We start from the raw sequence: 11794 nt of genomic DNA, 5'->3' as shown, positions 1-11794 counted from the left end.
GATGACTGCGGCGGGGGCGGGAAAGTTTCGGTGGCGTTACGGACGGTCGCGATTGGGAATTGCTTGCGACTCATTGTGGGAGCGAGCCTGCTCGCGAATACGGACTGTCGGTAAATGATCCGTTGACTGAGCCAGCGCTTTCGCGAGCAGGCTCGCTCCCACAGGGGCTGTGTGTGGCTCTGGTCGCTGAACTTGCCGCGCAATTACCGATCAGTTCCTTACCAGGGTCAGCCACGGGAGATCGGAGCTTTGCGCAATTTCAGGATCGCCATTCTGCTGGGAGCGCTGCTGTGCTTCGGCGTCAACGCATCGCAAGCCGCCGCGCTACCAGGCGTTCCGGCCGCCGCCGATACGGCGGAAAAACCTGCCGAACCGGAACCGCTGGTGCAGGGTGGTCTGCTCGGGGCGATCAGTACGAGCATCGACGATGTGCAGGAAAAACTCGATCTCAACGAACACCTGGTCGATGCCTGGCGTCTGCGCGCTGACCGCGCGGCGGATGAGGTCGACAGGCTGGTCAAGCAGCCATCGAACCGCTCGGGCTGGAGCGTGGCCGGGGATTTCCTCACGTTGTCGGGCGTATGGCTGGGCAGTTTCGCCCTGCTGACGGTGCTCGGCAGTTTGCTGGCCAAGCGTCTGCGTGAGGGGCGCTGGCTGCGCACCCGCCAGCGCAGTCAGGATCTGCTCGGCTACGTGCTGCCGTACACCGTGCCGGCACTGATCTGTTTGCCGCTGACGCTGTATGTCAGCCATTTTCTGCAAGGTTCGGTGGGGCGGGCGCTGGCGCTGTGTCTGGCTTACGCCACCAGCAGCGGGATTTTTCCACGTCGATGTTGTTGTGCGTGGTGGTGATGTTCAACGTCGGCCACAAGCGCACCGCCGCGCGAATCATCCGCGAATACTGCCCGCGCCCGCTGTTCCTGATCGGCTTTCTCGCCGCCCTCAGCGATGCCCTGACCAGCCCGCAGATCGCCCGGCAACTGGGCGGCAATATCACCAGCAGTATCGCCGTGTTCACCGGGCTGATCGCCTCGGTTATTTTCGGCTTGCTGGTGATTCGCCTGCGCCGGCCGGTGGCGCACCTGATCCGCAATCGCCCGTTGACCCAGCGTTTGAAACAACCGTCGCTGCAGGAGTCGCTGCGGATATTTTCCGGGCTGTGGTATTGGCCGATCGTGCTGATGGTGCTGGTCTCGGCGGTCAGCCTGATCGGCATCGGCGAGGACAATCAGAAAGCCCTGCGCTGCGCCTTGTTCACCACCGTGCTGCTGATCGCCACGGTGTTTCTCAGCACCGTGTTGCAGCACCTGTTCAAGTCGCGCAAAGCTGAGGCGATCCAGCGCAGCAGTGCCTACAAGGAACGCTTTCTCAGCCTGTTGCATGCGTTGCTGCGGATCGTCATGGCGATTGTGTTCATCGATATTCTCGGGCGGATCTGGGGCGTGTCGTTGCTCGATTTCGCCCAGAGCAGCACCGTCGGTCGAGCGATCAGCAATGCCTTGAGCAGCATCGGCCTGATCTTTTGGTGACGTGGCTGCTGTGGGTGGTGCTCGACACGGCGATTCAGGAAGCGCTGAAGCCACCGGTCAGCAAACGCGGAGCACGCCAGCCGAGCACTCGAGTGAAAACCATCCTGCCGCTGTTGCGCAACGCGATCAAAATCATCCTCGTGGTGATCTGCGCGATCACCACCATGGCCAATCTCGGCATCAACGTCGCGCCGCTATTGGCCGGTGCGGGAGTGGTCGGTCTGGCCATCGGCTTCGGTTCGCAGCAACTGGTGCAGGACGTGATTACAGGCCTGTTCATCATCATCGAAGACACCCTGTCGATCGGCGACTGGGTGGTGCTCGATTCCGGCCACGCCGGCACCGTGGAAGGCCTGACCATTCGCACCTTGCGCCTGCGTGACGGCAAGGGTTTTGTGCATTCGGTGCCGTTCGGTCAGATCAAGGCTGTGACCAACCAATCACGGCAGTTCGCCTTCGCGTTTTTCTCGGTGCAGTTCACTTACGACACCGACGTCGACAAGGCCATCGAGCTGATCCGCGAGGCCGGCGATTCGATCCGCGAAGACCCGTTCCTCAAGTACAACCTGCAAGGGCCGCTGGATGTGTTCGGGGTGGACAAGATGGACCTCAACGGCGTGGTGTTGACGGCGCAATTTCGCACGGTGTCCGGTGGGCAATATGCGGTGAGCCGCGCGTTCAACCAGCGCTTGAAGAAGCTTGTGGATAACACCCCGAATGTGCATTTTGCGCAGACTTATCCACAGCAGGTGCTGTTGCCGAAGCGGCAGGAGGAGGGGGCGGTGGTTGCGGGTGAGGTGCCGCGCGAGTCGCGGACCTGATCTGAATTATGCGGTGCATGTCCCGGCCTCATCGCGGGCAAGCCCGCTCCCACATTGGTTTTGTGTACAACGCAAAAAACCCTGTGGGAGCGGGCTTGCCCGCGATGAGGCCAGAACAGACACCCTCAATTGCGGATGAGTTTCCTGCCTATCTGCTCAACGACCACCTGATCCCATTCCCCCCAGATCTGCGGCTTGCCCGCAACCATCGCCGCCACCGGCACCCCATCGCGATACACCAGCCGATTGCTCACCAGCGCCGGTACTTTCGCACCCGGCAACAACGTCCCGGCGAGATTCAGCGGATCAACCCCGCACACCGCCACCAGGCTGCCGTCCTGCGGGCGTCGGCGTACTTCGCGCAGCAAGGGAATGGCTTCGGGCAAGGCAAATTGCTCGCCAGCCAAGCCACTGACAAACCGCCCGCCACGAATCTCGCCCCGCGCTTCTAGACGATGAAAGGTGCGCAGCAATTCCCGCCAGCTCGGCAGCCAGTCGGCTTCGCGTTCCAGCAAGCGCCAGAACACCACGCCGTAGCGGCGCAGCAGGGTCATGGCGACATGTTCGAGCGTCTCGGCGGCATCGGCTGACGAACCTCGGCGCAGCAATGCCCAGCGCCCGGCATCGTCCATGCCGCCGATAAACGCGCCGCGTCCGCGTCGACTGCTGCGCTGCTGGCGTTTGCTCGCCGGGGTGATCAGCGCGCGCAGGCCGGCGAAGCTGTCGGCGTTCACCAACCCGGCGGCGACCAGTTCCTGCAAGGCGATTTCCAGTTCGCTGCGCAGCAGTCGCGCTTCATGAATCAACTCATCGAAAAACAGCGCGCCATGCTGGCTCAGCGCCTCGAAGACTTTCTGTGTTTTCGGCGATAACTCGCTTACGGGCGTCTGTTCCGCCAATGCACTCCACAAACCCACTTGGCCACGCGGCAGCAGCACAATCGGTGTACTGCGCAATGCCGAGCCGCCGACCTTCTGCCGCGCGCTGATGCGCGTCCACACCAGTTTGCCGTTGCGGCACAGGTCGTCCAGCCAGCTCGGCGAATAGTCCTTGAGGCGCGCCGGCAGGATGTCGCTGTCCCACGCCGAAGCTGCCGCCGGGTAGCCTTCGAACTGGCCGACAATCGCCGGCAGCACCGCGCTGCCCTGACCTTGGGTGGCCGGCGTCAGATGCTGCCAGTCGAACAGAAAGCGCATGAAGTCCTGTAATGCCACCGGTTCGATTTCCCGGCGCAGGCGCTTGACCGTATAGCGATGGATGCGCGCCAGCAGATGGCGTTCGCACCATTCTTCTATTGCGCCGTTTGGCGTGAACTGGCCGCGCAACACATAACCTTCGCGTTCCAGTTGCGCGAGGGCCTGATTGACTTGCGCGGCTGGCAAGGCCAGCGGCTCGGCGATGGCCGGCAACGGGGTTGGCCCGAACGCACCGAGCCGGGCGCGGATCACTTCGACCAGCGCCTCGTCGAATGCCCATGCGACGTCGAAGCCGGGCAGCGCCACCGCCTCAGTCAGCAACGTGGCCTGTGGATAAAGTGCCTGCAGGCAACTCAAGCGTTCGCGAGCCAGCCACAACTGATGCTCGGCGTCGATCTGCAACAGGCAGGCGCGGCCGCTGGCCATCAGCGTTTGCAGCCAGTCCGGCCAGCCTGGGTTGGCACGCGCTTCGGCGTCGCTGATGCAGGCGAGGCTCATCAGTGCCTCGTGCATTTCATCCAGGGAATCGGGCGACGGCCAGGCTTCTTCGCGCACTGCGGTGATCGCGTCGGCATCGAGCGCGCCGAGGTCATCGGTCGACTGCGGATCGCTCCAGCGTCGATTGATCACCGCTTGCGTGCGGCGTTCCTCAAGCGGCGCGTCGTCGAGAAACGTGTACGGTCGGGCGCTGAGGATTTCTGCCGCCAGCGGCGACGGCGCTGGCAAATCCGGGCGATCAGGCGCACCTCGCCACGCTCCATGCGCCGCAGCAGGGTCAGCCAGCCTTCGCTGTCCATCGCTTCGTGCAGGCAATCGTCGAGGGTCTGTTCCACCAACGGATGCTCGGGGACTTCGCGCTCGCCGGCGAGGTTTTCCAGGCAGGCGATCTGGTCGGGAAACACACTGGCGATCAGGTCTTCGCTTTTCATCCGTTGCAGTTGCGGAGCGACTTTGCGCCCGCCGGTGAAGCGCGGCAACGCCAGCGCCACCCCGGCATTCCAGCGCCAGCGCACGCCGAACAGCGGCGCATCAAGCACGGCTTGAATCAGCGTGTGTTCGGCGCTGTTGCTGTGCAGGTAACGCCAGACTTCATCGAGCTCGAAACTGTGGCTGGTGGACAGCGACAGCACGATCGCGTCTTCGCTGGCGGCGGCCTGCAACTCGAAGTTGAAGGTGCGGCAGAAACGCTTGCGCAGGGCCAGACCCCAGGCGCGGTTGATGCGGCTGCCGAACGGCGTGTGGATGATCAGTTGGGTGCCGCCGGACTCGTCGAAAAACCGCTCCATCAACAGCGTGTCCTGCGAGGGCAGGGCGCCGAGGGTTTGCCGTGCGCGCGCCAGATATTCGACCAGTTGCTCGGCGCTGGCGAGGTTGAGGCCGAGTGTAGTGGTCAGCCAGTCGAGCGCCGGTTGCAGATTGCCGGGGCTGGCGCTGAGCAGCTCATCGAGTTGCGCTTGCAGGCGCGCGACGGCCGCCGACAGTTCATCACTGCGCCCCGGCGCTTCGCCGAGCCAGAACGGAATGGTCGGCGGCATGCCCTGCGCATCCTCGACGCGCACCTTGCCGCTCTCCACGCGCAGGATGCGATATGAGGTATTGCCGAGCTGGAACACGTCGCCGGCGATACTTTCCACGGCGAAATCTTCGTTGACGCTGCCGATGTTCAAACCCTGCGGTTCGAGCAGCACGCTGTAGTCGGCGTTATCCGGAATCGTGCCGCCGCTGGTCACGGCGGTCAGCTGCGCACCACGCCGGCCACGCAAGGTGCGACTGACGGCGTCGCGGTGCAGGTAGGCGCTGCGGATGCCTTGGCGGCCGTTGTAACCCTCGGCGAGCATGCTCAGCAGGGCCTGATAGTGTTTTTCGTCGAGATCGCGATAGGGCCAGGCACGGCGGAACATCGCCAGCAAGGCGTCCTCCGACCATTCCTGGCAACTGACCTCGGCAATGATCTGCTGCGCCAGCACGTCCAGCGGCTTTTCCGGAATGTGCAGCGTATCGAGCTCGCCCCGGCGCACGCAGTCGAGCAGGGCGGCGCACTCGATCAGGTCGTCGCGGGTGGTGGCGAACAAACGACCCTTGGGCGTGCCGCCGACCTGGTGTCCGGAGCGACCGACCCTTTGCAGAAACGCGGCAATCGAGCGCGGCGAACTGATCTGGCAGACCAGGTCGACTTCACCGATATCGATGCCCAGTTCCAGCGACGCGGTGGCGATCAGCACCTGCAACTCGCCGCGCTTGAGCCGTTGTTCGGCGTCGAGGCGAAACTCTTTGGCGAGGCTGCCGTGGTGCGCCGCCACCGCCTGCTTGCCGAGGCGCTCGCTCAGATGGCGGCTGAGGCGCTCGGCAAGGCGTCGGGTGTTGACGAAAATCAGCGTGGTGCGGTGCTCGCGGGCGAGTTCGGCGAGGCGGTCATATACCAGTCCCCAGACATCAGTGGCCATCACCGCCGACAACGGCACCGGCGGCACTTCAATGCCCAGGTCTCGCGGGCGGGCGTGGCCGATGTCGACGATTTCGCAGGGGCGATCGTGACCGACCAGGAACTGCGCCACGGCTTCCACCGGTTTTTGCGTGGCGGACAGGCCGATGCGGGTCAGCGGTTCGGCGCACAGCGCTTGCAGGCGTTCAAGGCTCAAGGACAGATGACTGCCGCGCTTGCCGGCGGCCATCGCATGGATTTCGTCGATGATCACCGTGCGCGTGGTGCCGAGCATCCCGCGCCCGGATTCCGAGCCAAGCAGCACGTACAGCGATTCCGGCGTGGTCACGAGAATGTGCGGCGCGATCTTGCGCATCGCGGCGCGGTCTTTCTGTGGCGTGTCGCCAGTGCGTACGGCGGTGGTGATGGTCAGCTCCGGCAGGCCCATTTCGCGCAACTGCGCCGTAATGCCAGCGAGCGGATTCTGCAGATTGATCTGAATGTCGTTGGACAGTGCCTTTAACGGCGAGACATAGACCACCAGGGTTTCAGCGGGCAGACCGTCAGGATGCTCCAGACCTCGGTGCACGAGCTCATCGAGCACGGCGAGGAACGCGGTCAGGGTCTTGCCCGAGCCGGTAGGCGCGGCGATCAGCGTCGACCGGCGCTGGCGAATCAACGGCCACGCACGCGCCTGAGCGGCGGTGACCGCCGGGAAAGTCTTGTTGAACCAGGCGCTGACGGCGGGGTGAAAGCCGGCCAGCGCGCTGTTGGCAGGGAGGGGCAGATTCATGACGGAAGTTATGCGGGCGGGGGCGGGAAGATGCAAGTACCGCTGGGGATCTCAGAGACAGTCAGGCCCTTATCGTCGGCAAGCCAACTCCCACAGGATTCATGCCTGGCACAAAACCTGTGGGAGCTGGCTTGCCAGCGATGAGGCCGGTTGCCTCAATACAAATCCCCGCATCTACACTTTACGGATGACGGTTGCGCACTAAACCCGCAAAATGCAACGATTCCGGCAATTATCGACGACGGTTCCACGAGATCCGTCGCTAAAGCCATCGTTCCAATCAGACTGGGCCTGCTGACTCTATGCGAATGCGCCTTATGTTACTGGGCGGCGGAAATGCCCTTGGGCAGGCGCTGATTCGCCTCGGTGCGGAAGAAGACATCGGTTTCCTCGCCCCCGCCCGCCCGAAAACGGCTGGGATGCCGCGAGCCTCACCCAATTGCTCGACGACACCCGTCCCGATGCGTTGATCAACCTCGCCTACTATTTCGACTGGTTCCAGGCCGAAAGTGTCAGCGAAAGCCGCATGACCGGCCAGGAACGCGCCATCGAGCGTCTGGCCGAACTGTGCCAGCACCACAACATTGTCCTCGTGCAGCCGTCGAGCTATCGCGTGTTCGACGGTTCACGTGCTACGGCCTACAGCGAAAAAGACGAACCGGTGCCGCTGGGCCTGCGCGGTCAGGCCTTGTGGCGCATCGAGCAAAGTGTGCGCGCGACCTGCCCGCAGCATGTGCTGCTGCGTTTCGGCTGGCTGCTCGATGACAGCGCGGACGGCACTCTCGGACGCTTCCTCGCCCGTGCGGAAAAACCCGAAGAGTTGTTGCTGGCCGATGATCGTCGCGGTAATCCGACTCCGGTCGATGACGCCGCACGGGTGATCATCTCCGTGCTCAAGCAACTCGACTGCGCCGCGCCGCTGTGGGGCACTTACCATTACGCCGGCCATGAAGCGACCACACCGCTGGCGCTGGGCCAGGCGATTCTCACCGAAGCACGCAGCCTGCATCCGCTAGCGATCGAAGCACCGACCGCGCAGGCCCACGCCGCGCGCCCGGACGCCGCCGAAGAACCGCAGCACGCGGTGCTGGCCTGCAAGAAAATTCTCCACACTTTCGGGATCAAGCCGCGCGCGTGGCGTGCCGCCCTCCCAGGCTTATTGGACAGGTTCTACCGACATGGCTGAAGGAACGGTTCTAATCACCGGCGGCGCCGGATTCATCGGCTCGCACCTGAGCGATGCCTTGCTCGCCAAGGGCTATGCGGTGCGTGTGCTCGACGACCTATCGACCGGCAAACGCAGCAATCTGCCGCTGGACAATCCTAAGGTCGAACTGGTGGTCGGCGATGTCGCTGATGCCGCATTGGTCGCCCGCGCCATGCAAGGCTGCAGCGCTGTTGCGCATCTGGCGGCGGTGGCCTCGGTGCAGGCCTCGGTGGACGATCCGGTGAAAACCCATCAGAGCAATTTCATCGGCACCCTGAATGTCTGCGAAGCCATGCGCCTGACCGGGGTCAAGCGTGTGGTGTACGCCTCCAGCGCGGCGGTGTACGGCAACAATGGCGAGGGCGAGTCGATCGACGAAGACACGCCGAAGGCGCCATTGACTCCGTATGCCTCGGACAAACTGGCCGGTGAACAATATTTCGATTTCTACCGTCGCCAGCATGGCCTGGAACCGGCAATTTTTCGCTTCTTCAACATCTTCGGCCCACGCCAGGATCCGTCCTCGCCGTATTCCGGGGTGATCAGCATTTTCAGCGAACGCGCGTCGAAAGGTTTACCGATCACCGTGTTTGGCGATGGCGAGCAGACCCGGGATTTTCTTTATGTCGGTGATCTGGTCGATTTGCTGGTGCAGGCGCTTGAAAAGCCTGAAGTGCAGGAAGGTGCGGTCAACGTCGGTTGGAATCAGGCGATGAGTCTGAAGCAGATGCTCGAAGCATTGAAATCAGTGGTCGGTGAACTGCCGCCCGTGAGCTACGGGCCGGCGCGTTCAGGTGATATCCGCCACTCGCGAGCGGATAACCGACGTTTGCTGCAGCGCTTCGAAATGCCGCCGCAGACGCCGATGAGTGTGGGCTTGGCGCGCTTGCTCGGGCGCGGATGAAACAAGCTTTCGGACATGAAAAAGGCGCCCTTCATAAGGCGCCTTTTTCACGGCCGGAATATCGATATCCCTGTGGCGAGGGAATGTTATCCCCGATCAACTGCGTACGGTCGTCGTCAGGTCTGAGCCTGCCCGCCACCAGGCCTCATTCACCACCACGTGAACGTTCGGTCAAAGTCAGCTTAGAACTTATAGCCCAGGCCGACCATGTAGATGAACGGATCGACATCCACATTCACTCGTGCACGGGTGCCCGGTGCGACGGCGTTGTTCTCGACGGTCGCGCGGGTGTCGATATCGATGTAGCGCACCTGGGCGTTGAGCATGATGTTGTCGGTGATCATGTAGTCCGCGCCGACCTGCCAGGCCAGACCCCAGGAGTTTTTCGCCTTGAAGTTGCTGAAACCGTTGGCGCTGGCTTCGCTGCCGACGTGTTCGTCGTAGATCCAGGTGTAGTTGATGCCGCCCCCGACATAGGGCTGGAAAGCCGATTTTGAATCCAGCGGGTAGTAGACGACGCTGAGGGTCGGCGGCAGGTGCTTCAGGGTGCCGAGCTTGCCGTTGGCGGCGGGCAGCGCGGTGCCCTTGAGCTTGACATCATGCTCGAACGGCGTGGCTGCCAGCAGTTCGATGCCGATGTTGTTGGTGAGCATGTAAGCGAAGTTCAGACCCAGTTGGGTGTCGCTGCTCATGGTCGCCTTGCCGCCCAGATTGGTGCCGCTCAGCGGGCCCTGATCGACCTTGACGCTGGAGCTGTCGGCCTTCGGGTTGACGGTGATCGCACCGGCGCGCACGAGGATGTCACCGGCTTCGTGGGCGTGGGCGAGCGGGGCTGCGAGCGCGAGGGCAAACAGCGGGGCGCTGAGCAAGGACTTGTTCATGGGGGCTCCGAAAGGACATAAAAATTCGATGTCCTAGGGTACGAAGCCGTCTGATACGGTGTTTTGACTCAGCTCAATGAAACAGTAAGGGGCGGGGTTTTGTGGAACACTTGCCGGCCCCTTCGCGAGCAAGCTCACTCCCACAGTGATCGAGTCGACCACAAAATTTATGTTCACCACCGAAACCTGTGGGAGCGAGCTTGCTCGCGAAGGGGGCATTGCAAACAGCACAAAACCACCGGTATTTACTCCGGCAGTTCATACGCATAAATCTTCTCCGCCTCCATCTGATACCCGGCATCGGCCAGTTCACTGCTCGAGGCTTTCACCTGCAACGGTCCTTCAACCCAATACGGCTGATACAGCTCATCGAGCTTCACACCGAGTTCGCTTTTGACATGGACGATCTGGTTCGACGGCGGTGGCGGTACGTGGATGCAGGCGCCGAAATACGGCACCAGCAAGAAGTCGGTGGTGCGCCCCTCCTCGCTGACTTCCAGCGGCACGATGTAGCCGGGCAGGCGAATGTTCTGCCCGTCAAGGCTCTTCACTACCGGGGCATTGGGCATGTCCTGCTTCGCCGCTGGCGCGGACTCGGCGGAAAGCGCGTCGCCCATCTTCGACAGATCGTGCAGCGGGGTCATGTTGGGTACTTCCGGCGCGGCGTCCGGCGGGATCATTTCCGACCAGGTCAGGTCTTTCGGCGCCGCCGCCCACACGGGCAGGGCGACCAGCATCAGCAGCGCAAGCAGGGCGCGGGGCATGGTGAACATCCTCATAAACGGATCGACAGGCCATCGGCCAATGATTGGCGATACGCGCGCCAGGCCGGCACGCTGCCCATCAGCAGCGCGGCCGCCAGAATGCCACCGAGCAGCGTCCATTCATACTCGCTCGGCCATGCAAGTGGCAGGTACAAACCGTAATTGGCCTGCACGTACCCTTGCGCAGCGGCGATGCCGACGTACAGCAACGCCAGCCCGGCAATCACCCCGGTCAGCGCCAGGGCGAACGCTTCCAGCACCAGCAGGCTTGCGATGTGCCACGGCCGTGCGCCTACCGAACGCAGAATTGCCATCTCGCGGCGGCGCTCGTTGAGGCTGGTGAGAATCGCTGTGAGCATGCCGATCAACCCGGTCAGCACGACGAACAGCGAAACCACGAACAGCGCTTTTTCAGCGGTGCTCATCAGGCTCCACAATTCCTGCAACGCCACGCCCGGGAGGATCGCCAGCATCGGCTCGCCACGGTATTCGTTGATCTCGCGTTGCAGGGCAAAGGTGGAAATCTTGCTGTTGAGGCCGAGCATGAACGCAGTGATCGCTTGCGGCGTGAGGTCCATGTTGCGCGCCTGATCAGCGCTGATCCGCCCATTGCCGCGCGCCGGCACACCGTTGTGCCAATCGATGTGAATCGCCTCCATACCGCCGAGGCTGATGTGCAACGTGCGGTCCACCGGGGTACCGGTGCGCTGGAGGATGCCGACCACGGTGAAGGGTTTGTCGTCGTGCTTGACCAGGCTGATCGCCGCCACGCCGTGGGCCAGTACCAGTTTGTCGCCGAGCTTGTAGTGCAGCGCTTCGGCGACTTCGGCGCCGAGCACCACTTCAAAGGATCGGTCGCGAACGCGCGACCGTCGGCCAATGCCAAGTGCTGCTGGCGCCCGTATTGATAGTGCTCGAAGTAGGCTTCGGTGGTGCCCATCACGCGATAGCCGCGATGGGAATCGCCGAGGGACATCGGGATTGCCCACTTCACTTTCGGATTGTTGGCGAAGTGTTCGAAGCTGTCCCAGCGAATGTTGTTGGTAGCGTTGCCGATGCGGAACACCGAATACAGCAGCAGGTTCACCGAGCCGGAGCGGGCACCGACGATCAGGTCCGTGCCGCTGATGGTGCTGGCGAAACTGGCCTTGGCTTCGGTGCGCACGCGCTCGACGGCGAGCAGCAGGCACACCGAAAGAGCAATGGCGAAAGCAGTGAGCAATGCAGTGAAGCGGCGGTTGGCCAGGCTGGCCATGGCCAGACGAAACAGATACATC

3 protein-coding genes and 4 pseudogenes are annotated in these 11794 nt (G+C 62.8%); 3 read left to right on the top strand and 4 right to left on the bottom strand.

Translation table 11 applies throughout. The annotated features are described in order from the left end of the window. Nucleotides 1–249: 249 nt before the first annotated feature. Nucleotides 250–2350, top strand: a pseudogene (locus tag LJU32_01280) (mechanosensitive ion channel). Between the two features lie 125 nt (nt 2351–2475). Here the strand turns inward: LJU32_01280 and LJU32_01275 are convergent. Continuing rightward, nucleotides 2476–6761, bottom strand: a pseudogene (locus LJU32_01275) (DEAD/DEAH box helicase). A gap of 302 nt (nt 6762–7063) precedes the next feature. Between LJU32_01275 and LJU32_01270 the strand changes: the two are divergent. Further along, nucleotides 7064–7947 (top strand): annotated as a pseudogene (locus tag LJU32_01270) (NAD(P)-dependent oxidoreductase). Continuing rightward, nucleotides 7940–8872, top strand: a complete 933-nt coding sequence (locus LJU32_01265) for an NAD-dependent epimerase/dehydratase family protein (GenBank protein WKV89159.1) — start codon at nt 7940–7942, stop codon at nt 8870–8872. The pseudogene LJU32_01270 and the gene LJU32_01265 overlap by 8 nt, the downstream one beginning before the upstream one ends. 182 nt (nt 8873–9054) lie before the next feature. Here LJU32_01265 and LJU32_01260 read toward each other — a convergent pair whose 3' ends face one another. The 3 genes and pseudogenes from LJU32_01260 to LJU32_01250 form a co-directional block, all read right to left on the bottom strand. Next, nucleotides 9055–9753 (bottom strand): outer membrane beta-barrel protein, encoded by a 699-nt coding sequence (locus LJU32_01260; GenBank protein WKV89158.1) that lies wholly within the window; start codon nt 9751–9753, stop codon nt 9055–9057. Between the two features lie 245 nt (nt 9754–9998). Further along, a complete protein-coding gene (locus LJU32_01255) occupies nt 9999–10517 on the bottom strand; it encodes a DUF3299 domain-containing protein (protein WKV89157.1) in 519 nt (172 codons plus the stop codon). Nucleotides 10518–10528: 11 nt separating this feature from the next. Next, nucleotides 10529–11793 (bottom strand): annotated as a pseudogene (locus LJU32_01250) (ABC transporter permease). Between the last annotated feature and the right edge of the window lies 1 nt (nt 11794).

It is taken from the genome of Pseudomonas sp. B21_DOA (assembly GCA_030544685.1).
GTDB lineage: Bacteria > Pseudomonadota > Gammaproteobacteria > Pseudomonadales > Pseudomonadaceae > Aquipseudomonas > Aquipseudomonas fluorescens_AO.
This window is presented reverse-complemented; position numbering and strand designations above follow the sequence as displayed.

Excerpts from the sequence above, each read along its gene's own strand:
- LJU32_01265 (WKV89159.1), top strand. The coding sequence starts at position 7,940 with ATGGCTGAAGGAACGGTTCTAATCACCGGCGGCGCCGGATTCATCGGC.
- LJU32_01255 (WKV89157.1), bottom strand. The coding sequence starts at position 10,517 with ATGCCCCGCGCCCTGCTTGCGCTGCTGATGCTGGTCGCCCTGCCCGTG.
- LJU32_01260 (WKV89158.1), bottom strand. The coding sequence starts at position 9,753 with ATGAACAAGTCCTTGCTCAGCGCCCCGCTGTTTGCCCTCGCGCTCGCA.